This is a genomic window from Bacillus cereus G9842 (genome assembly GCF_000021305.1).
Taxonomy (GTDB): Bacteria; Bacillota; Bacilli; order Bacillales; family Bacillaceae_G; genus Bacillus_A; species Bacillus_A thuringiensis_S.
In genome coordinates, this window is record NC_011772.1 from 3410641 (window position 1) to 3434803 (window position 24163).

Consider the following 24163-nt stretch of genomic DNA (forward strand, 5'->3'; position numbering starts at 1 on the left):
ATAAAAGTCCATATTGTTCTACTAGCATCTCCTAATAGGGTGATAGAATTTATTTAGATGATCAAAGATTCTTCTTAACTTGTAAAATAAATTATCATAAAAAGAGGACGCAAATAAAAATGCGTCCTCTTTTTATATCAAATCAAACTAATCCATTAAAATCCTTTTCATGAATCCGAATAAGTAATGTTTTTAAGAAAAACAAGATCTAACATCTTAGCTGTTACACTAAATAGATTTACATAATTCACAACTATGACAAGTATTACATATCGCTTAAGTTTCGTTACCTTTTTCTGTATATAATGATAAAAAAATTGTGAACTTTTATCGCATTATGCAAGACATTTAATATCAAATATATTACTTTTACTATGAATTAAATGTGTTTATAGGACTTTTCTAGATAAACAAGGTGCTAAATTAATTCTTAAGAAGTCATTACTATTTCATTTATCTAAAAATTGAAAAAATATGTGTAGATAGATATCATCTTAAATACATATATAATTAACTTTAATTTTCTGACAAGATTTCACATAATTCTTAAACTAATTTTTTACGTGCATTATGAAAAAAATTGCACCGTGTCAGTCTTTAAAAGATTATATATCATAACTTTAAGAGAGGAAGAAAAACTATGAAGATGAAAAGAAAAATCATTATGACAACAGCACTTGCCGCTACGTTAGCTACAGGTGCACTACCTACTACCTCGGTGTTTGCTGCAGAAAAAGAGGCTCCTATTCAACACAAAGAGGCACAATCGAGTATTCAACCTTTGGCACAAAATAATTTGGAAACAGCCGTTCAAGCTGCCCTAAATGGTCCAGAAGTCAAAAAAATTAAAGTATTTGAACATGAATTTAATGTAAAAGAAATAGAAGTAGTAAACCTAGGTGCAGGAAAAAAATATGTTAAGGGGCAAATTTCTCATCATTTAAGTTTTCGTCCAGATGATCAATTTTATTATGAGTTTACAGTACAAGATGGAAAGGTACTAGATAAACCTGTATTTAATATTGATAGAGGTGGTTGGACACCATTTGCCGCTCCACTTTTATCAATTCTTGCTGCGTATAATGGAATTCCAGTTAATCCAAATGATTTAAATACACTTGGTCAGCAAATTGGTAAAGTTATAGATGGAAGCTGGGAACATGCAGCCCAATCAATTGCAACTGTAGTTAGTCTAAGTTTTAATGAGTAGAATTTTTCAATTTTTATTAGCAGTGTAGAGATCCGCTTTTTGTAATCAGCCTTGTTATAAGAGATTCTAAAACAGCTATTAATAAATTTTTACCACTCAATCACATTATCTTGATTTTTTTACCACCTTATTATTCATTATATGTCACAAAATGGAAGTCTTTTTTAGGACTTCTGTTTTGTTTGTATTCAATGCAATAAACAGTTGTTTTTTTGGGAGGCTATACTTCGATTTTTCAATAATCCATTTGGCTATTAGAGACAATTTATAATAACAAATTATTAAAGTCTCAAATAACTTACTCCCCCTATTGTTAATTATTTTCAAATACAAAAATTTATTATCTTAAGAATGAAAAACAATAAATATAGTAAAAAATCATCTAACAATTGTTTAAAGGTCAGGAGAGAAAAAATGAACAAAATAAAAATGAGAAATTTCTTTAAAATTAGTATCCTTACTTGTATTACACTAGCAAGTTTAAGTACACCATCTACTATTTTAGCTAATAGTCATCCAGGTTACTCCTATGAATCCAATATAGGGTATCAAAATCCATCGTGGATGGCGAAAATAGAAGATTCAACAAAAATAAGTGAAATATCTATTCCAGGGACTCACGGTACAATGGCTTTACATGGAGCAAGTTTTATTGATGAAAATTTGACAAGAAATCAAACTATGAGTTTATCCCAACAATTAAATTCCGGAATTCGATATGTAGATATGCGTGTTAAACGTGTAAAAGATTCTTTTGCAATGTATCATGGTGTTGTAAATCAAAAAGCTGTGTTTGAAGATGTATTGAAAGAGACCATTCAATTTTTAAAAGCTCATCCAACAGAAACAATATTAATGCGCTTAAAAGAAGAAACTACTCCTGAAAATGGATCTCTATCATTTGAGGAGATATTTTTAAAATACAAAAACGTTAATGCTTCATATTTTTGGGATCCTAATTCCGTACAAACTTCAGATAGAAATAATCCTACTTTAGGAGATACCCGCGGGAAAATTGTAATCTTACAAAACTTTACATCCACTCAATTGTACGGGATTGATTACGAAGGTTTGAATATACAAGATAAATTTGAAATTGGAAGCGGACCAAACGAAATATACACAAAATGGATTGCGATAAAAAACCATCTACAAAATACAAATACTAACTTTAATAATGGAAAAATTCACCTCAACCATTTTAGTGGTACGGGGGGCGCAGCCGCATTTTTAAATAATGTATATCCTTGGTTTGTTGCAAGCGGAAAAGAAGGCAGAAATACTGACAGTAGTCCTAAATTGATTCAAACGAATTCCACTAATGCGTGGAGTGATTTCCCTCGCGATAGAAACGGACAAGTATACTATGGGGGGATGAATATACTTGGGACCGAACTCTTACAACAAGGCGCAATTAAACATTCTGGTATCATCGCAGCTGATTTTCCTGGTCCAGGTTTAATTGATAGTATCATTAAATTAAATGGTATACATTCAAATGAAAAAGAAATATTAATTTCGCAAATAGCATCTGAATCTAGTCCTTTATCAGGGCAACAAAATCGATCCAGCCAAAACTTTAAAATTGATAGTTTACCTGTAGGTACAAAAGAATTAAAATGGGTTATTGAGCCTTCAGAAAAAGATTATCCTTCTACTATTTCTTTCAATGTAATGATTGATGTTTCCCTGGGAATAGATTCCACTCGTTGGAAGAATATTTCACATGAATCTAAGACTGAAGCTTACACAAATACTAAATATTATATTGCAAGTCCAATTGGTGCCACTAGCAAATTCACAGTGAAAATTTACGCTATTACAAATTAGAAAAAAAGAATCCCAATGGAATTCCATTGGGATTCTTTTTTTAATTTCATTTCGTAAACATTAGGATAGCGATTAAATTTTATCCCGCGTTAACGGGCGCCCGTAAAAGCCCGATTGGTGAGGGCTGATAATCAGTCGGGGATGAACAAAACCTCCACTGATTACAGTTTCACTTTATTAACATATCATTTAATCCATTAGATAATTATATTTGGAACAGCCCTTAATTTTTAAAGAGCAATCCAAAATTGTAAACTATCTTTTTCAGCTTATCATTTATTCAAAACTGGCTTCCAAAGCGATAAAGCAAAAATCCAATTTGAGTCGCCATTTCCTTGATGATTTTGAACCGCTTCGTACACTTTCCCCTCATGTACTACTCTATCACCTTTAGTATATGCTTTTCTTGCATCCCATTTTTCATATGCGGAATTCTCTGACTTTGTTGTTACATTCAAAACATCACTTCTACTAGATTCATTTCCAGCTAAATCAACCGCCGTCACTACATAATTATACGATGTATTAGCCTTCAAATCTTTATCCATAAAGGATGTATTAGCCGCTGTTCCAATTTTATTCATAACCCCAGCGCTTTCTCTATATACAATATAATGGTCAACACCTACATTATCTTCTGACGGACTCCACATTAAATCAACAGTTGTCGATGTTGTACCCATACTATGTAATCCTTTTGGTTGAGTTGGAGCCTCTATATCGGGGATTGTATGTGTTGTCTTAACCTTCAGTTTTTCACTTTCTTTTGATATGTTTCCAGCAGAGTCTAATGCCTTTATTGTATAAGTATATTCCGTATCTGCTTTTAATTTTTTATCAATAAAAGTTGTACCTGGTACCGTATCAATTACTTCTCCATTACGTAACACTTGATATTCTTTTACACCTATATTATCAGTGGAAGCCTTCCATGTTATTTCAACACTATTGGCAGAAACTTTAGAGGCATTTAATTCAGTTGGTTGACTTGGAGCTACTGTATCAGGAGTTTCATTATTTACTAAATTTACATCAACTACATTATAAAAAGCATTTGACGTATCTGCTACATCCCATACAGCTAAAATAACATGATAACCATTACGATCAGTTGGTACATTAATTGTATGTGTTAAATTATTTGATGCAGCCGAACCGTCATGTTTCACAGTTCCGATTGGTTCTAATTCAGCACGTGTTAATGGTTTGTTAGGATCCCATCCCTTTTTTGTAATGTAATAATGCCATTTACTTGTAGAATGTGCTGCTGTATATTTCCATGTAAATGTATTTACTCCACCTTTAATTGTGTTTTTGAACCAACGATTTGATGTTTGTTGGTCAAGAATACCTCCAAACAACCCTCCTGCCGAAGCGATTTTCCCATCAATCGGTCCACTATCTGGAAATCCTTTAGGTGCTTCTAGACTTTGAGGTTCGTACATTACATTTCCACAATTTAAATTTAATACCCCATAATTCTGACTACATAAAGCAGCACGACTACTCGGCTTTTCAACAAACCCATGTGCATACGCACTTTGAGGAGCCATTGTGATTGCCGTCATGCCTGCAGCCAAAACACAAGCACCAATCCCCTTTTTACTTGTTCTTAATCTTTCCAATTTAGATGTTAATTTCAATTTCATTTTTGTCCCCCCAATATATTGCTTTCGCTAATATAATAGCAATATAAGGATAAACGAACAAATCATCAATTAATATATTAATATCTCTCATAAATTGGTGCATTTATTATTATTTTTAATCTCCTATAAAAATAAAGTAAATACAATTACGCAATTTTGTAACATTATGTATTAAAAGAAGAATAAAAACTCCGTTTAATTTCACAAAAAATTCAAATATTAAAACAAAAAAATTCCTCATATAGGAAAAATAAATTTTTTATATTACAAAAAGCAAAAAAGTCTGGAAGAAACCGATTATATCCGTTTCTTCCAGACTTTTTTGCTTTTATACCACTCACAAATCCTTTAACCTTAAACATATACACTTGAGGTTAAAACACATATAATACCCCTACTAATTCAAACTAACGCTTAATTACTCATAAAATAGCTTAAGGTATCTAGCTTAACTGTATTTTCTTTATTAATAGCTATTTTCTATCCTGTATTTCCTTACTTTAAACAAATTATCAAGAGATTGTTAACGTTTAAGAAAAGAGAAAAGATTTAAAATCCCATTTTTAATTATCACATTTTAACAATTTATTATGTTATTTTTAGCTAATAAGGCACAGAAACAAAGGATGAACTTCAGTGTGCTTGAGAACGATTTTAGGGTGAAACGTTTAAAGGGTATTTTAGTACTGAGTTTTTATTAAATGTTCCTGTACCTAATATTTAAATTAACGTATGTCAAAATATTTTACAATACGAGTATTAAACGTTACATATTTTTATATAAAATGATACATTTCATCAACACACCTCTTCTGTTCTTTATGATAAATATAGAAAATTCAGCTCTTTAGGATTTAATTTTAGAATTCTCATAAAAGTATATAATAGATTAGACACATAATTGTCACAAATTAATAGTTTATCTACTTTATGATTACCTATGAAAACTTTATTACCACTTCAATATTTACTGCTAAACTAAAGCACTCTATACCTACAATTTCTTAAAACCCTTTTAAATAATCTTTCAAAAGAGTCGATAGTTTTATATTTTTTATTTTTTTATTGTACATTTGTACATTTGATGTTAGGATTATGCCTATTAAAATTGAATCCTAACGATTCTTCTTTATAATCTCCATGTTTTAATTGTTAAATAAAAATATAGATTCTGATATATATTTAAAATCAGAACGAAAATGTCGTTATTTTACAATGATGTCGTGGAATACCTTTAGAATGGAAAGATATATGCAACAACGTGTTAAGGGGTTACAGGGGGAACAAAAATGAGAGACTTTTTTGATGATAAGTATAAAAATATTGAATTGAAAAGGAGGTTAATAAATTTAATAAGTGAAATTAGCGAATTCAAAGGAAAATTAGCTGCTTATCAGGAACAAAACAAGGACATATTTAATAGCTTAGAAAAAACTATACCACTACATTACATAAAAAATTTCACAACTATTTACGAGGATATAAAAGTTCCTAATAAAAGATTAAAAGAACTTATTTTAGATGATATCGTACCTCAAAATATTTCGGAAGATGCTATTTTTTGCTATTATCAAACACTTTCTTTTGTACATAAAAACTCCTGTACTTTATTAATCAATCCAGCAACTATACAGGAATTACATTTTCAACTAATACATTACATTACCTCTGACAGTGCCAAATGGCGTGAAAAACCTTTTATTATTCCAGGAATTCCAGAACATGGAATGCACTTGAATAGTTACCGCATTCTTCCACATGAACTTATTCCACAGTTTATGGAGCAATTATGTGATCAATACAACTCATTAAATACTAGTAAGGGGCTTCATTCACTTTTATTAATAGCTCGTTTTATATTAAATTTTTATTGCATAGTCCCTTTCAATCAAGGTAATAACAGGTTGGCATTTATGTTAATGCAATTGCTGTTAATTAAGAGTGGACATACATTTGTAAAATATGTATGTTTGGATAAATATATTAAGAAACATGAATCTGATTATTACAATTCGATTTATAAATCTTCGGTGAATTGGTACTGCGAGGAACATAATAATAGCTTTTGGTTAAAAACGTTTTTAACCATTATATTAGAGGCTTACAAAGATCTTCATAACACAGTTCTAGATTCTATATGTAAACATACTAAAGTTGAGAGAATTCAGGATTTTATACTTAAACAAAAACAACCCTTTACTAAAGAAAGTATTCGTAACACTTATCCAGACATTGCAGAGAGTACAATCAGTAAGGCTTTAAATTCCTTGCAACTGTTTGGCCATATTAAGCTAGTTACAAAAGGAAGAAATGCAAAGTGGATTAAAATTTGACCATACTTTCAAGACACCTGAGGTTCAAAAATTCAATAATAACTTTATCATTGAATTTCATTTTAATTTTAAGCTATTATTACTTTTTTAGTTATTTCTAATTCCAACAAAACAGTTTATAGGAAAAGGTCCGCTTCCCTCCGCCTTTTCCTATAATAAAATTAAATATAAACATAGAATAATTGTCGAAAAAAGTCGCATTTTAATATTTTTTCTTTATTTTCTGGTTGTAAACGTTTCACTTTCATGTTACCATCTTAATCAAACAATAGATGGTAACATGAAAGTATTTCTTTCCCTTAGAAACATATAAACGTACGGTAATATCAAGAAAATAAGGCCAAAGAAATATTTGATACCTACCAAAATAATTAATAGGAATTTTGTTGCGCTATTTTTTCTGATAATTAAGAAAATGCATTTTGTCCCTAAACAAAATTTGTTAGTGCGCAAAATTCAAATACACTAGAACACCCAAATAAATGAAAAATGAATTCTTCCTACAAAATTTAGCTGATTAACATAAAGACATCTAAATTACTACCTTTATCGCCATCTATTGTTGACAACATATTTACCAACTAAAAAAGAACCTATCAAGGGTTCTTTTTATTATAATCATTCAAATTTCAATTCTATCTTAATACTTAAATTTCCACACAAATTACATCTGCTTTTTGCTCTCAATTATTGAATTAATAATATAGCACATCAAATTTATTAATTCTTATCTCCAATTAGTTTAAATTAGTGAATAAAATTCAATCATATAAAAATAATAAATACAACTAATCGTTATATATTAAAGAGGTGTCAATTTTGTCCTTAAATGAAGAGACCTTAGAAACTAAGACAGATAAAACCATTGAAAAGATTCAAACAAGTAACTTAAAACAACTTAAAAATACACTAGATAATATCTTTGATATTAGTGCAGATTTAATTGAACATCCTTTGCAATTAAAAACAAACACGAATATTTTACTATATTATTTTGAAGGCCTTACAGATGGTGTTGCATTAAAAACCAATGTTGTTACACCATTATTACAAGAAGTAAATGAAGACAGTCAAATATTTAATTCTAATATTATTGCTACTCATACCAAAATAGTATATACATGGAATGAAATTAAAGAAGGGTTACTTGAGGGGCAATGTGTACTGTTTATGGAGGGAGAAAAGCGGTCACTTCTAATAAACACAAAAGGCTGGGCAGAAAGGGCGATTCAAGAGCCAATTTCAGAAGTTACTATTAAAGGATCCCATGATGGATTTATTGAAAATGCCACAAAAAATATAGGTCTTATTCGTCGATATATTCCTTCTACAGAGTTAAAAATCAAAAAGCTGACGATTGGAGAACGAGCCACTTCTATAGTCTATTTAATTTACTTAGGTGATGTAGCAAACGCAGATGTAGTCCAAGAAATAGAAACTAGAATCTGTAAAATCAAAACAGATGCGGTATTAAGTATTGGAGAGCTATCTAATTATACAAAAGATCAAAATTGGACTCCTTTTCCACAGGCTTATTTAAGCGAACGCCCAGACGCCATTTCAAATCATATACTTGATGGGAAAGTAGCAGTGTTAATGGATAGATCACCTGGTGCAATGGTTGTTCCTATGAATTTGATTGGATTTTTTCAAACCCCAGATGACTATAATATTCATTGGCTCATCGCATCATTTTTTCGCTTATTACGATTTGCAGGATTTATTATAGCTATTTTTTTACCCGCATTTTATATTGCTATAGTCTCTTTTCACTTTGAAATTATTCCTATAGACTTATACACTTCTATTGCAACATCAAGAGTCAAAGTCCCTTTCTCCCCCTTATTGGAAGCTTTTATAATGGAAATTACACTAGAAATGCTACGTGAAGCTGGCATTCGCTTACCACAACCAATTGGACAAACTATTGGAATCGTTGGAGGGATTGTAATTGGACAGGCGGCTGTTCAAGCTGGTCTTGTTAGTAACGTTATGGTTATTATCGTATCTATTACAGCCATTGCTTCATTTATTGTTTCTAATTATGATTTATCAAGTTCTATACGCCTTATCCGTTTTCCAATGATGTTATTGGCTTACTTTTATGGGATTGTAGGTATTGTTAGTGGATTAATGCTTTTATTTGCTCATTTTGTTTCACTAACTTCCTATGGTTCACCATATGGAATGCCAATCGCACCATTTCGTCTCCAAGAGTTAAAAGATTCTTTTGTAAGATTTCCTATTTCGATGATTACCACCCGCTCGAGTACAGGACAGCCGAAACAAAGAAAGAAAAAAGAAGGTGGTTAACATGGGAAATCTTAAGTTCCAAAAAGTAACTTTATTCGAATTTATTATTTTCATTCATTCGCTTCAACTTGCATCTGGTATGTTAATTATGCCAAGCCCCCTTGCTACTAATGCTGGCACAGATGGCTGGATTTCGATCATTCTCGGATGGATAGTTACTTCTATAATCGGGGTATTTATTATATTAATGTTACAAAAAAATCCTAACAAAAATTTCTCACAAATCTTAAAAACATACTTTGGTAAATGGATAGGGACAATTCTTTTTCTTGCATATGCCTTTTATCTATTTTTTGCTGGATTTAATACTTTATTAAAGGCAACCGATATTGTAAAAGTGTGGATATTCCCTTCCACTCCTGCTTATCAAATCACCATATTATTACTATTACCTTTTATTATTTTAACCCTGAGTGGGTTAAGGGCTCTTACTAGTTATTCTATGCTTGTTTTCTTCTTCACTACTTGGATGCCACTATTTCTTCTTTTTTCACTAAAGACTAACTACAATCCTTTACACCTACTACCTATATTTAAAGAAGGATTATACCCTATTGTAAAGGCAACAAAAGAAACCATTACTCCTTATGCTGGCCTAGAAATTGCATATTATATATATCCATTCTTACAAAAAAAGCAAAAAGCCATAAAAGGACTACTAATAGCGAATACTGGAACCATGTTTTTCTATCTATATGTTACTATTCTTTCTTATATATACTTTAGTCCAGAGGGGATAAAAGACGTAATCTGGCCAGTATTTCATCTGTTAAAAGGGGTTCGTTTTTCTTTCATGGAACGATTAGAAATTATATATATCGCTTACTATTTAATTGTATTTTCCACTACGATATATCCGTATTTATTTTTCAGTTTTGAATCTGTGGCCATTTCACTTCAAAAAAACGCCCGCAATTGGGCGCTGCTTGCTTTTATGTTATTTATAGTTGGCCTATTTATTTTCCTAAATCCCGATGTGGATCAATATTTGTTTATATATTCTCTTATGGATATCTTAAATGTCGTTTTCTTTATTCTATTACCAATCTTATTTTTCGCTTACAGTATTCTTTTTACTTGGATTACTAGGAGGAAACAACTTTGATTCGAAAATGGATATGGATTGTAATTTGTTGTGTATATATAATTGGTTGTAGTCAGAGAATTCCTCTTGAGAAGGTTTCATTAATCCTGTTAATTGGCTTGGATAGAACCCCTAATGGAGACATAAAAGTTGGAACAAGCATACCACTCTTTCATCATAAACAGCAAAAAAGTACTATAGAACATTGGACACAAGCATCAACTGTATATACTGGATTCAGTAAGATAGATACGAAGTTAACGGGCTTTATGACAGCTTCCAAAGCTGAAATCATTTTAATTGGAAAAAAATTAGCGCAAGAAGCAAATTGGTTGCAGGAGCTTGATTCTTCTTACCGTGACCCTTACGCTACCATTAATGCTAAAGTAGTACTTGTAGATGGACCTGCAGAACAAATTTTTACAATTCATAAGCCTAGTAAACCATCACTTTCATCTTATATAAATGGTGTAATCGAATCGTCAATTCAAAATAACCAATCCGTCTCTTCTACAATTCAACAATTAATGAGAGAACAAAATGAAGAAGGAATGACGCAAACTGTTCCAATTATCAAAAAAACAAAGAATGAAATCGATACAGTAGGAATTGCATTTTTAAATCGAAAAGGGAAATATTTAACTCATATCCCTAAAAAAGATGTTAAATTTTTCAATCTTATAAATAAGCAAAAAAGTAGCGGGCGAATGATACTACACCTTGCGCTTCCTCCTAAAAAGTCCAACAAAAAAACAAACACTTCCATATTCGTACAGAACGCGACAAGGAAGGTAGTTGTTAATTTTCAAAACGGAAAGTTTGTATTTAATCTCGATATTTACGCTAATGTAGCTTTAATAGAAAAAACCAATCCGAATTCAATTAAAGGGCACTATGATAATAAAAAAAATATAAATAATTTAAAAAATGCTATTCAAAAAGAAATTAATAATAATTTACAAAATATGTTATATGAAATACAACAGAATAAAATTGATCCAATCGGATTATCCCAATATGCTAGAGCATTTCAATATAAAGAGTGGAAAAAAGTAAAAGGAAATTGGTTGCAAGCGTTAGCAGAGGCTAAAATAAATGTAAAGACACACGTCAAAATAAAAGATACTGGAACCATTAGAAATTAGACTAGTCTATTCTTCTGCTTAAAATTATTTCTAAGTGGAATTTTCCATCTTCTATAATTATTATGTAAAAGATAATAACTCAAAGAAAAATCTACTGGTTAAATGCTAACCAATAGATTTTTCTTTTTTATCTAAGGATTCTTTTAAAGGCACAACAATTTTACTGTAGTAATCAAGAACTGGTTTCTAATTTAAGTTACTGGAGAGTATAATCCCTACCAGCTTTCATCCCAATAGCAACTCAATGATATAACATTAAAGATATAATCCCTTAACTTAGGGATTTTGACTTTTCAAATTTATACCAATGTCTTAGCTCTATGTACTTTGATATATATGTCCACATCAATATGTTATTGCATCATATACTGAATAGATAATTTAAATTACTTTTAAAAAGGATGATGAGGATGAACCTAGATGATATACAAAAATCCTATGGCGTAATTGTAAGTTTAGGAGGCTTGTGTCAAGTCACTAACCAAATCAAAAGGCACCATTTAAGAACATTTTCTGGACCTTTAGATTGGTTTTATTATCCATCACTTTCAGATGTAAACAGATTACTTCAAAATCGATTTGAAAAATTTATGAAGTTGGAAAATATGGTCATAGAAGGTTCAGAAAGTTACGGTCTTATTGAATCAGAATTTGATAATCAAACTAAATGGGCAGAACGAATTACCTATTGTATAAAGGACACTTATTATAATTGTTTTTCAATGCATGACTTTCCTATTGACTCAGAAAAGGATTGGAAATCAACCTATCCTTCTTTTAAAGCTAAATTAGACACTAGAATTAATCGATTCCTTGAAAAAATAAATAGTAGTGAATCAATTTTATTCATTAGGATTTGGGGAAATCGAGATGAAGCGGTTGAATTAAAAAACGTATTATCCGAAATTACAAATAAAGATTTTAATATTCTTATTGTCAATTTTAAGGAGGATATATCTAATATCGTTGAACAAAATTGGGGAATATCGAGGGTTTGTTCAATTGAACTCCCACGTTATCAGGATAGATGGGAAGGTGATGATTCCGATTGGAATTATATTTTAAATAAAATAACATTAACTTAATACTTTTCTTCTTACTTTTAACATGATTTTTCCAGTACATTAAAATAGGTGTAGAGAAATAAAATTCCCATCTAATTGATACACACTTAATTAATAAACCGTTCATATAATAACTCATAAGTCCTTCTTTATTGAATAAATGGTTCTTTACAAAATTGATTCCATCACTAGAGCACCTTTATACGGTGCTCTTTTTTAAATTTGTAAAATCTACAATGTAATATTTGTTCACTCTTCCTTTAAATAGTTAATTTCCTTCTTAGATTTTTCATTATAAGCTTCTTTAATTCCCTTGATTCCCCTCCCCTTCTTTTATCTTACAAACAAGTAATTTCTTTCATTAGTATTAAATAAAATAAAGCATTGATTTTAGAATAACCTAATTTACATAAGATTGAGAATAAACTACAGTGCGTATTCTTCACGTTTAATCAGCATTTGAATTATAAATCTAACATATATTTTTTAGTTGATTGTCATTATGGTACAACCGTGTATACATTTATCAAACAAACTACATAGTTTAAATTAGTAAAATATATAGAGAGGAAGGAAAGAAATTTATGAAAGTCATAATTTTGTGTGGCGGAAAAGGGCTTCGGATGCAAGGAATTTTAGAGGACATTCCCAAACCATTAGTTCGAGTTCAAGGAAAGCCTCTCCTCTTGCATATAATGAATTGGTATAGAAAATATGGACATTCTGATTTCATTTTGCCCCTAGGATATAAAGGTGAGAAAATTAAAGAATATTTTATGGACTTTAGCTGGAAAGAGAATGACTTTAGTTTGAATTTTAAAACCAATCAATATACGCTACTTCAGGAATTAGAAAATTGGAATATACACTTTATAAATACAGGAATTGATACAATGACCGGGGCAAGGCTAAAAAAACTTGAACCCTTTGTACAGGATGAAACCTTTTTATTAACTTATGGCGATGGATTAGCAAATATAGATATTGATCAACTAATAGCATTCCATAAAGAAAAAGGAAAAATTGCTACATTAACTGGAATTAAAAAAAATAGTCAATATGGCCTATTGACGGTCGAAAATGGAATTGCTATTGATTTTAAAGAAAAACCATTACTTGATGAAGTAATTAATGGCGGTTTTTTTGTATTTAACAAAGAAATATTCGATTATTTAGGTGATAGTGATGATTGTGTTCTAGAAGAAGATCCTCTTCGCAATTTAATAAAAGACAATGAGCTCGCAGTCTATGAACACAATGACTTTTGGGCTAGTGTCGATACACCTAAAGATTTAAAAACTGTAGATGAAAGTTGGAATCCTAATAAATTTTAGTGGAGAGGACTGAATAAACATTGAACTCTAATGATAAAAAAATAAGTTTACCTCGATTGTATATCCCCTCTAATGAGAAAATAGTTAACCCGCTTTCAACAGGAATTAAAGCTTCAAATCTCTCCAAAAAAAATACTCAAAAAAGAATGAATCCCCAATTCTATAATCAACAACATGATCTAAATAATCATTTCTGTGTCATTGTAGGTAATGAATATGTCTTGAAAATCATTGCTTTACAGCAATCATTAATGCAGTACTCAGAAAAATTCACATTGTGGATTTGTTGTATAGACCCTTTTGCATATTCACTATTAAAAGAAATGAATTTAATTAATGTAAACCTTTTACAAGTTGAAGAATTAGAAGATAGTGAACTAAAAGCAATTAAAAGAAAAAGAAAAGTAAATGAATATTGTTGGACTTTAAAATCTGTCTTGATAGAATATTTATTGGTCAATTATGATTTACCATCTATTCTATATTGTGATGGTGATTTATGCTTTTTCTCTGATCCTAATATTATTTTTGAGGAATGGGGTGAATACTCTATTTTCCTTACCCCCCAAAGAGATCGTGATTGGGTAGAAAAAATGTATGGAAAATATCAGGCTGGGCTAATTGGATTTAAGAATGATCTCTATGGACTAAAAAGTGTAAGATGGTGGAAAAATAAATGTCTAGATTGGTGCAGTGCCGAGGCTGAGGAGGGGAAATTTGGAGACCAAAAGTATTTAGATTATATCCCTATATATTTTCCAAAAGTAAAAATTTCAAATAACTTAGGTATAAATGCTGCGCCTTGGAACTGTATATATAATAACGATTATAAAATTGACAAGACTAAAAACGATGTATTTATTGAAAACGACAAACTAGTTGTTTACCATTTTGCATGTATTACTATCTTTAATGAAAATGATTTTGATCTTTGGTCTTTAGGAGCAATTTCAATACCCAATAATATATTAAACCATATTTACACTCCGTATTTAGAGAGAATTCAATTTGTTTTAAATCAATTAAAAAATAAATTCAATAAAGATACTAAACAATTTTTAAGTAAAAAAGATATAAATAAAGCTCAAACCTTATATAAAGATTCACAATTAAGAAGAAAAATGAATCAATCCAATCATTTTATGAACTTTTCCATGATTATAAGTAAAGAACGATTAATTCAAGGATTGACCTCTTATTATTCCTTAGAAAATTTCAACGCTAAATTTACTGTATGGATTTGTTGTATGGATGATTTAACTTATCAAATATTAGAGACATTAAAATTAAAGCACGCCATACTAATTCCAGTAAAAGATATTGAAAATCATGAACTCCTCAGTATAAAAAATGATAGAAGTTTACAAGAATATTGTTGGACATTAAAAGCGCCCCTATGTCTACATGTCCTTAGTCTTTATCCGGAAGTTGATCACATTATATATTGTGATGCTGATATGTATTTCTTTACAGCACCTAATATCATTCTTGATGAATGGTGGAAATACTCTGTATTCCTTTGCCCTCAAAGAAGCTCTACTGAAATTGAAAACATACACGGTATATATCAAGCTGGTTTAGTAGGCTTCAAAAACGATCAAAATAGCAAAGAAATTTTAACATGGTGGAAAGATAAATGCCTAGAATATTGCAATAATCATTATGATGTTGAAATGAATAGATGGGGTGACCAAAAATATTTAAATCACATTCCTAACATCTTTTCTAATATAAAAATCATGACTCATAAAGGTATTGATGCAGCACCTTGGAATGTCATTTTAAATAGCAGTTCTATATCAAAAACAGATAAAAAAGTTTTTATTGATCAAGATGAATTAATAGCTTTTCATTTTGGAAGTATGCAAATTATTAATCCAAATGAGTTCGATTTATGGAAACAAGAAACTTTAGAATTACCTCCAGAAGTTTTAGATTATATATACATTCCTTATATTGAACAATTGAACAAGACATGTCATACCCTTCATAATACTTTTCAAAAATCCCCCTCCTCTTTATTTGCTGACCAAATTGATACAACGACAATAAAAAATTATTTTAAATACTCCTCCCCTCATTACAATTAAGACTGATACTCTCCTTATTTAAAAATAAATCTTAATAAAGGATAGATTTTCACTATGATTACTTCATTTAAAAATAAAACTTTCCTTATTACTGGTGGATACGGTTTTATTGGTTCTCACTTGGCACGAAGACTTTTAAATTTACAAGCACGAATTGTTCTTTTCATAAGAACACCATCAAATTTTTGGAGACTAAAGGATATTATAAAAAATATTGAAACCTATGAAATAGATATACGAGATAGAAAACAAGTACAGGATGCAATAAAGAAAGTTAATCCGGATTATATCTTTCACCTGGCAGCCTATGGTGTAAATTCTGCCCATACAGATTACATGCATGCTATAGAAACAAATATTATAGGGACATGTAACATTATTCAAGCAGCAAAATTGGTGAATTGTAAAAAAATTATCAATTTTGGGAGTAGTTCTGAATACGGTAACAAGATGGAACCTATTCATGAAAATATGTTACTAACTCCTGTGGATATCTACGGAAGTACCAAAGCTGCTGCTACTATACTCGCCCATCAAATTGCTAGCGAAAACAGCATTAATCTTATAACATTAAGACCTTTTGGCATATTCGGAGAAAGCGAGGAGCCACATAAAATTTTTAGCTATATAATCTTGCAAGTATTACAAAACAAAGATGTAAATTTAACTTTCTGTAATCAATTAAGAGATTATTGTTATATAGAAAATATAATAGATGCCTGTATCCTAGCAGTAGAGAATACTACTGTACAAAATGAAATCTTTAATATTGGGAGTGGCACTATTTACCCCTTGAAACATTATGTAGAATTATTATTCAAACATTTGAAAACCAATTCCAGACCAAATTACGGTGCAATTCCATCTAGAACGAATGAAAGATGGGTTCCTGAAGCAGATGTGCAAAAAATAAAAAACTCTCTTTCCTGGGAACCTAGAATTAATATTGAAGAAGGAATTATAAAAACTGTTAATTGGTATAAAAATAATAAACATTTATACCTAATCCCCTAAAAATAGGGTACTAAAGGAGGTGGACTAATTGTTAAATCAAAACTTTAATAATGCTTTTTACGGAAAGACAATTTTAATTACTGGACATACTGGTTTTAAAGGTTCTTGGTTATCCCTATGGTTGAATGAATTAGGTGCTACTGTAATCGGATATTCATTGGATCCTAAAAATAAAAATGATAACTTTAACATTACTAACCTTCAAAACAATATAATTGATATTCGTGGAGACATTAGGGATTTTAATAAATTAAATAAGGTTTTTACAGATTATAAACCTGAAATTGTATTCCATTTAGCTGCCCAACCTCTAGTTAAGTATTCATATGAATATCCTAGAGAAACATACGAGGTAAACGTTGTAGGAACTATGAATGTACTAGAGGCAATTCGATTACATGAATCAGCTAAAATAGGAATTATGGTGACAAGTGACAAGTGCTATGAAAATAAAGAATGGCCTTGGGGTTATCGTGAAATTGATCCTATGGGTGGCCATGACATATATAGCTCAAGCAAAGGATGCTGCGAACTTTTAATTTCTTCCTATCGAAATTCTTACTTTTCAGAAGAAAACTTTTCTCACCACAAGAAAATAATTGCAAGCGTTCGAGCTGGTAATGTAATTGGTGGTGGTGATTGGTCAATAGATAGAATTATTCCTGATTGTATACGAGCATTAGAATCAAACAAAAAGATTATTATTAGAAACCCTACTGCTATTAGACCCTGGCAACATGTACTAGAACCCTTAAGCGGGTATTTACTCCTTACAGAAAAAATTATAAATAATGGTATCCTTTATTCAGGAGCATGGAACTTCGGGCCATCCTTAAGCAATATTGTTCCAGTAGAAAAATTAGTGACAAGTTTACTAGATATTTGGGGCTGTGGGGATTGGACTGCAGAAAATATAGGCGCAATAAATTTTCATGAAGCAAATTTACTAAATCTTGACATTAGCAAAGCAAAATTCAATCTTGATTGGCAACCAAAATGGTCCCTACAACAGACTTTAGAAAATACAATAGAATGGTATAAACATTATAATTCTTACACCAGTTCTGAGATGATAAATCTATGTATTAGCCAAATCAAACAATATTGCATGCTTTGAACTACTCCCACTTACTCATACTTGCTGTGAGTTCCTTATGGAGGGAGTCTTCTTGGTTAAAATAATAAAAGACACATTAATTTTATAGTCTAAATTATAAACCTACTATACCTAAAATGATGTGATTGTCCATTAACAAAGATTTTATTTCTTCGATTATTTCAAATCAACTATTGACATTATACTGAAGAATAAAGGAATCACATATTTTTCTAGTGATTCCCTTGTTATGAGAAAATACTGTCTTGCTTTAACGACAATACAGTATATGCGATTATTAATTTATTTGTTCTAGTTATGAAAAAATCTATTCCTGTCAAAAGAGCTTTCTTCAAAGAAAAACTTCCTATTTTCTTCTACTTACCCTACCCGAAAAGTAACTAAGTTGAAAATTCCAATAATTATATCTACTATTATAGAATTATACTGAGCTTTAACAATTTTATAATTATCCCCTTCTTGTAGCTATTCCACTAAAGTTCATGCTTATGATTCTCTTATTTATTATCACCAATGTCGATGAATTCATGCATTGCTTATTCTATACACAAATTGCTTTTTGAATTATCTTTTCAGAATAAGTAAAGAAGGCTTTCTCTTTTATGCACTTCTCCCCTACCAGTCTTTAATTTTCCTTTAATCAACATTTAGAACAAATCTTCAAATATAATAGTACATCTTCTATAAAACAAAACCATAAGTAAGATAATTTCACTATTACAAATAATGAGATAGTCTGTTTCACCTTTTTACATTATCCAAAAAAGAACTTGTAGAAATTCTTACAAGTTCTTCTTTTGTTTTCTTTATTCTTTTCTTATTTACATACGCAAGATTTATACATTTGGTGGTGATACATACTATATGTATCCGATAAAATAATTTAAAAATTAATACGTAATTGATCCGTTTTAAGAAAAGAAAATTTCATAAATCTTCAATCACAGTTTCTAAGTTCACCTGATAGAACGTATAAAGACTCATATTATCTTTTGATAATTTTCGGATGTTTTATTATGAGTATATTCGACATAAATTGATTATTTTTTCTGAATTTTCTTGAAAAATATTGTAATATCACTCCATTTTTTCTTCTATTTTGTTATGATGTTTATAATTAAATTGGATTAGGATTTTTTTAGAAAATGGGGGCGTATATTATGAGTGTTTCAGTAAAGGGAAATGAGCAATTAACCTCTCTATTGAACGACTGGTATCGAGCAATGCTATCTCAACAAGTTATAAAAGCTACTAATCTAAAAAAGAAAATTGATGAAAAAATTAATAAGTTAAGCATTGAACCGGATCAAGAACATCAGGATCAAAATTTGTTACTATACTATTCACTACTTGAATTTCGTTACAAGGTCTTAACAGATAGCCTTGGTATTCAACAAAATAGTTTTGATACTATTAGCGATTATGATATGCCTACAGATCAATTTCTACGATTCTATTATCACTTTTTCAAATCCATTCATTCCACTTTTATATCAAATTATACTGAGGCAGAGGAACATTATAAACTAGCAGAAAAAATATTGGTAGCTATACCAGATGAAATTGAACATGCTGAATTTTACTATAGAATTGCTACTTTCTATCACCATACCTATAACAATCTCGCTTCTATCGAATACGCAAATAAATCGAGAGCAATCTTTTCAAAGTATGAAGGTTATGAAGTAAAAACAGCCTTTTGTAATAGTTTGCTAGGTGGTTGCTGCATCTATTTAAAACAGTACGAACAAGCAGAAGAATATCTACATTGTGCAATTGATTTACTACAAAAAAATAGGGAAGAAGATTCCTTGTTATATGTAAAAAATACTATGGGGTGGCTGTATTCTGATCAAAGTATGTCTACTTTAGCTATTCGTCACCTTTCAGAAGTAACAGAGAAAATCCCTACACACTTCAAGGCCATCTTCCTACAAGCTAAGGAACATTATAAATTAGGAGAACAATCAACGGCCAGCCAACTCATTGATAAGGGATTACAGATTTGCAGAAAAATTCATAACGAAGAATACACACACCACTTCTCTATTTTAAAAAGATTAAACGAAAATATTCCATTGGAAGAATTAGAAAAAATCATTCAAGAAGGAATCTTATACTTTAAGGAAGAAGAATTATGGGAATATGTTGTCGAATACGCTGAATTATTTGCCACAAAATGTAGACAATTAGAGAACCACCAAAAGGTAAGTGACTATTTCCATATTTGTTATCAAGCAAGACAAAAATCAATTGCAAAAGGAGTGTTAAAATAATGAAAAAAATTAGCTTATTATTATCAGGCATTGCTTTTATTGGGGTATTAACGGTGGGAAATTTTCAGTTTTCTAAAACAGATCAGCTTGCTACTCATGGGCATTATCCTGCTCCTTCATATAGTGTTGGCGATTATGGTGGTGCACCACCACAAATTTAATGTAAATGTATTTAAAAACCCTCCAAATGGAGGGTTTTTAAATGGCTTTTCTGCCTGTTCAATACGCATAGAGAGTATATATTATACTTATTTACTTTGCATTTCCACTCTGTAACAAGATTCTAGCATTCTCTCCTAGAATCTCAACTTAAATCTTAAATCCACCAATTAACTCTTGAAGTTCTTCTGCCATCTGTGCTAATTGTATTGCTGAAGAATTTATCTCTTCCATAGAAGCATGTTGTTCCTCAGATGAACCAGCAATCGTTTGCATACTTGAAGAATTCTCTTTTACAGCCATAGCTATTTGATCAATCGATGTATCGACTTTCATTGCATCAGTAGTCATTGTATTAGATAGTTCCACCATACCATGCACTTTTGACACAATATCATTTGCAGATTTTGAAATCTCATAAAAACTTTGCTTTGTATCGTTCGCAACTTTAATTCCCGACTGTACCTCTACTCCCACTTCATTCATAGCTTTTACAGTCTCATGTACGTCTGCTTGTATTTCCTTAATTAAGCTTCCAATTTCCATCGAAGATTCGGATGATTGCTCTGCTAGCTTCCTAACTTCATCCGCAACAATTGCAAACCCTCGACCCTGTTCTCCTGCTCTAGCTGCTTCAATTGCTGCATTCAATGCTAATAAATTTGTTTGTTCCGCAATATTTTGAATCGCTTCTAATATACTTCCAATTTGTTGCGATTTCTTATCTAATAATTTTATTACATTATCGGATTGAGAAACAGAGTGATGGATAGACTGCATTTGTGCTACAGTTTGTTCTACTAATTGTTCACCTTCATTGGCTTTTTGTTTTGTGTATATGGATGAAGCCGATACTTCAGATGCATTCTCAGCTACATATTGAATATTTCGTGTTACCTCACCAATTAATTCAGCTCCAGACTCAACTTCATTATTTTGAACTTCTGCACTGTTCGAGATTTCTTCCATCTCTTTTGTAATTTGTTCTGTCGCAACACTTGCTTGCTCTACACTAGCAGTTAGTTCCTCAGAAGACGCAGCTACATGTCCTGCAGATGTGTTAATTTGAGAAATAATATTACGTAACGACTCTGCCATTGTATTGAAACTACCACCTAATTGACCAAGTTCATCCTTTGAACGAATATCTATTTTCTCGGTTAAATCTCCTTGACTAATTCTTTGAGCTGAAATGACTAATTGTCTTAGTGGAGTAATTATAGATCTGAGTATGAATAGAATTACAATTCCACCTAACAATAATGAAGCCCCTATTATAGTGAACGTTTTATAAAAAATAGGATTAGTAGCTTCTTCAATTTCTTTCGTAGGCATTACGCCAGCTATTTTCCAACCTGTTTTTTTATTTGTCTTAAAGCTTATGTTTCGATCTTCGCCATTGAGGCTATAAGTAATTACTCCATCTTCTGTCTTGTACAATTCATCCGCTAAAGTTTTCTCTAATTTCTCTCCAGGCTTTAGTGATGGATGAACAACTATAGTTTTATCTTGACTAACTATAGATACAAATCCTTGCTTTCCAATTTTTATCATTTTGGATGTTTTTACGATATCTGTAATATTCAAATCTACGCCAATGACACCACTTTTATCTGCATTTTGCTTTGCAATTGCAATTACCATATTTCCTGTAGACTTTGATTTATAGGGAGATGAAACAATAATCTCTCCATTTGCTTTTACTGCATCCTTATACCAACTACTTTCTAACGGATTAAACCCTTCTGGTATTTTGCCAACAGGTGCATGAATAAATTGATTGTTACTGGATGCCGTATAAATCGTTTCTATCTCTGGATGTAACTGTATATATTGATCAAATTTACTCTGTACATTTTGCGATTGTTCAGGATTATAATCCCCTTGTGTGAGTACCTTTGCAAAATGAGTGACATCTGTATGCTTATTTTCTAATTCATCATCAACAATCTTGTCTAAAATACTTATATTATCTTTTGCTGATTGTAGAATTGTTTCATTAAGATCTGTTTTTGCTTTATTATAAGATGATACTCCTACGATAAGGCTTGGTATAATTAATATTGCTATAAATGCCATAGACAACTTCGTTTTAAGCTTTATTTGTCCCAATCTTTCTTTTATATTAAACACTAGATACTTCTCCTTTTCATTTTTACTACTTATATAGTTCATTTAAATTTTATCCTATATTTTTCCATATTCATTTATGGTACCATTCGAAATGAAATCACAATTACATCCTATCATCCGCACTTTACCATTTAGCGATTTAAATTTCACAGGCAGAGTTTTATCTGTCCTCCTTTCGAATATGTTTTTTTCTAGATTCAGCAATTATTAGACTACGAATTATTCCAAATAAATTGGATACAACATATACTTCATTTTAAAAATAATTATTGGATTTGTTTGGATAAAAATCTAGTTTAGCGCTAATCCAATCAGATGAAATCCTTACCATAATAAATTAACTAAAACATAAATTCTAAATAGCTGAATAAAATAAATTAGAGAATTACATTGTAACACGTATATACAAGTTTGTAATATTAAAATTTAAAACTTTACTATATTTCATATGCAATATTACATGTGAAAAGCCCTATTTTTTTTGTTATACTATGCATGTGGATTTTTCATTCAAAAATCTACCCAAACGCATATTTATGTATATGCCACCCTAATTGATGAAAGTGAGAAGAATGTTTATCATTTTTCTCACTTTTTTATATTTTAACTGTTTGGTTGTACAAAAATCTTTAGACATTTTATATTTAAATCTTAATAATCTACACCTGTGAATAGTATTATAAAAATAAACTTACAAAGAGAATTAAACTTCTAAATTTAATCTTTGGAATCATTTATTTTCTAAAAAACAATCCCACATCTTTATCAACTCATTTTAGAATATTCAAACAATAATTTTATATACATTACCTGCATAAATTATTCTTTTTCTTTTATATAAGACTTACTTTTTTACTTCTGATAAATTATTAAACATTGGATTATTATACACGTCCCCAAAAACATGAGGTATTTTGTAGAATTTTGTCTATCAATATGTATGTACACCCTTTTGTAGTGGATATAGACTGTGAGGTGTAAGGAGATACCTTACAAAATAATAAAAAGGAGATTATAGAATGAGTAGATTAACAAAATTCTCAAAGTTAGTATTTGCAACTTTAATCGCGGGAAGTAGTTTAAGCACAATTGTTTCGTCACACAGTGTACAAGCTGACACCTTAGATCCTAATTACCAAGACACTGTAAAATTTATATCACCTTCTAGTGCTAGGCCAACATTGGAACAAAAAAACACTATTGTTCCAGATGCAAAAGTTGTTAAAAACCATTATGTAAAGTACTCTAAAGCACATTTCCAAACTAAAGAAAGTATACCAAAAGAGATTTATTATTCTTCAGAAGGCTTTAAGGGCTATATACAGGCAAGTACTGTTTGGGATATGGGAGATCATTTCGCAACACTATATTCCGGAACCGTTATTCGATGTTAGACTTTTAATCCATTCTCT

Annotated in this window: 16 protein-coding genes; 14 read left to right on the forward strand and 2 right to left on the reverse strand. The window is 30.5% G+C overall.

What is annotated here, in order from left to right; translation table 11 throughout:
- Positions 1–640 precede the first annotated feature (640 nt).
- A complete protein-coding gene (locus BCG9842_RS17130; RefSeq protein WP_000782791.1) occupies positions 641–1210 on the forward strand; it encodes a hypothetical protein in 570 nt (189 codons plus the stop codon).
- 414 nt (positions 1211–1624) lie between these two features.
- Positions 1625–3040, forward strand: a complete 1416-nt coding sequence (locus BCG9842_RS17135; RefSeq protein WP_001033595.1) for a phosphatidylinositol-specific phospholipase C — start codon at positions 1625–1627, stop codon at positions 3038–3040.
- A gap of 272 nt (positions 3041–3312) precedes the next feature.
- On the opposite strand, the gene BCG9842_RS17140 is transcribed toward BCG9842_RS17135, so the two are convergent.
- Entirely contained in the window at positions 3313–4689 is a 1377-nt protein-coding gene (locus BCG9842_RS17140) for a lytic polysaccharide monooxygenase (protein ID WP_000769023.1), read from the reverse strand.
- Positions 4690–5978: 1289 nt separating this feature from the next.
- Here BCG9842_RS17140 and BCG9842_RS17145 point away from each other — a divergent pair.
- The 11 genes from BCG9842_RS17145 (at position 5979) to BCG9842_RS31370 (ending at position 20620) form a co-directional block, all read left to right on the forward strand.
- Positions 5979–7022, forward strand: coding sequence for a Fic family protein (locus BCG9842_RS17145; RefSeq protein WP_001204206.1), 1044 nt, complete (start codon positions 5979–5981; stop codon positions 7020–7022).
- Positions 7023–7841: 819 nt separating this feature from the next.
- Positions 7842–9335, forward strand: coding sequence for a spore germination protein (locus BCG9842_RS17150; RefSeq protein ID WP_000055704.1), 1494 nt, complete (start codon positions 7842–7844; stop codon positions 9333–9335).
- Position 9336: 1 nt separating this feature from the next.
- Positions 9337–10440: a GerAB/ArcD/ProY family transporter gene (locus tag BCG9842_RS17155; protein ID WP_000527367.1), complete on the forward strand. Its 1104-nt coding sequence runs from the start codon at positions 9337–9339 to the stop codon at positions 10438–10440.
- A complete protein-coding gene (locus BCG9842_RS17160) occupies positions 10437–11564 on the forward strand; it encodes a Ger(x)C family spore germination protein (protein ID WP_000619983.1) in 1128 nt (375 codons plus the stop codon). Before BCG9842_RS17155 ends, BCG9842_RS17160 begins: the two co-directional genes overlap by 4 nt.
- A gap of 410 nt (positions 11565–11974) precedes the next feature.
- Positions 11975–12649, forward strand: coding sequence for a papain-like cysteine peptidase (locus tag BCG9842_RS17165; RefSeq protein WP_001046794.1), 675 nt, complete (start codon positions 11975–11977; stop codon positions 12647–12649).
- A 563-nt stretch (positions 12650–13212) separates the two neighbouring features.
- Entirely contained in the window at positions 13213–13962 is a 750-nt protein-coding gene (locus BCG9842_RS17170; RefSeq protein ID WP_000864426.1) for a sugar phosphate nucleotidyltransferase, read from the forward strand.
- Positions 13963–13982: 20 nt separating this feature from the next.
- Positions 13983–16052, forward strand: a complete 2070-nt coding sequence (locus tag BCG9842_RS17175) for a hypothetical protein (RefSeq protein ID WP_001087536.1) — start codon at positions 13983–13985, stop codon at positions 16050–16052.
- A 54-nt stretch (positions 16053–16106) separates the two neighbouring features.
- Positions 16107–17066 (forward strand): NAD-dependent epimerase/dehydratase family protein, encoded by a 960-nt coding sequence (locus tag BCG9842_RS17180; protein ID WP_000633065.1) that lies wholly within the window; start codon positions 16107–16109, stop codon positions 17064–17066.
- Positions 17067–17094: 28 nt separating this feature from the next.
- Entirely contained in the window at positions 17095–18183 is a 1089-nt protein-coding gene (rfbG, locus tag BCG9842_RS17185) for a CDP-glucose 4,6-dehydratase (protein WP_000934343.1), read from the forward strand.
- Between the two features lie 1160 nt (positions 18184–19343).
- Positions 19344–20459 (forward strand): Rap family tetratricopeptide repeat protein, encoded by a 1116-nt coding sequence (locus BCG9842_RS17190; RefSeq protein WP_000116956.1) that lies wholly within the window; start codon positions 19344–19346, stop codon positions 20457–20459.
- Complete coding sequence (locus BCG9842_RS31370) at positions 20459–20620, forward strand: hypothetical protein (RefSeq protein ID WP_000724114.1); 162 nt, start codon at positions 20459–20461, stop codon at positions 20618–20620. The genes BCG9842_RS17190 and BCG9842_RS31370 overlap by 1 nt, the downstream gene beginning before the upstream one ends.
- Before the next feature lie 148 nt (positions 20621–20768).
- Here BCG9842_RS31370 and BCG9842_RS17200 read toward each other — a convergent pair whose 3' ends face one another.
- Positions 20769–22751: a methyl-accepting chemotaxis protein gene (locus tag BCG9842_RS17200; RefSeq protein WP_000481863.1), complete on the reverse strand. Its 1983-nt coding sequence runs from the start codon at positions 22749–22751 to the stop codon at positions 20769–20771.
- Between the two features lie 1019 nt (positions 22752–23770).
- Here BCG9842_RS17200 and BCG9842_RS17205 point away from each other — a divergent pair.
- Positions 23771–24145 (forward strand): hypothetical protein, encoded by a 375-nt coding sequence (locus BCG9842_RS17205; RefSeq protein ID WP_000088964.1) that lies wholly within the window; start codon positions 23771–23773, stop codon positions 24143–24145.
- Positions 24146–24163: the final 18 nt, after the last annotated feature.

Bases quoted from the DNA above. Each gene is read 5' to 3' on its own strand.
- BCG9842_RS17130 (WP_000782791.1), top strand. From the start codon at position 641: ATGAAGATGAAAAGAAAAATCATTATGACAACAGCACTTGCCGCTACG.
- BCG9842_RS17135 (WP_001033595.1), top strand. From the start codon at position 1,625: ATGAACAAAATAAAAATGAGAAATTTCTTTAAAATTAGTATCCTTACT.
- BCG9842_RS17140 (WP_000769023.1), bottom strand. From the start codon at position 4,689: ATGAAATTGAAATTAACATCTAAATTGGAAAGATTAAGAACAAGTAAA.
- BCG9842_RS17145 (WP_001204206.1), top strand. From the start codon at position 5,979: ATGAGAGACTTTTTTGATGATAAGTATAAAAATATTGAATTGAAAAGG.
- BCG9842_RS17155 (WP_000527367.1), top strand. From the start codon at position 9,337: ATGGGAAATCTTAAGTTCCAAAAAGTAACTTTATTCGAATTTATTATT.
- BCG9842_RS17165 (WP_001046794.1), top strand. From the start codon at position 11,975: ATGAACCTAGATGATATACAAAAATCCTATGGCGTAATTGTAAGTTTA.
- BCG9842_RS17170 (WP_000864426.1), top strand. From the start codon at position 13,213: ATGAAAGTCATAATTTTGTGTGGCGGAAAAGGGCTTCGGATGCAAGGA.
- BCG9842_RS17180 (WP_000633065.1), top strand. From the start codon at position 16,107: ATGATTACTTCATTTAAAAATAAAACTTTCCTTATTACTGGTGGATAC.
- BCG9842_RS17190 (WP_000116956.1), top strand. From the start codon at position 19,344: ATGAGTGTTTCAGTAAAGGGAAATGAGCAATTAACCTCTCTATTGAAC.
- BCG9842_RS31370 (WP_000724114.1), top strand. From the start codon at position 20,459: ATGAAAAAAATTAGCTTATTATTATCAGGCATTGCTTTTATTGGGGTA.
- BCG9842_RS17205 (WP_000088964.1), top strand. From the start codon at position 23,771: ATGAGTAGATTAACAAAATTCTCAAAGTTAGTATTTGCAACTTTAATC.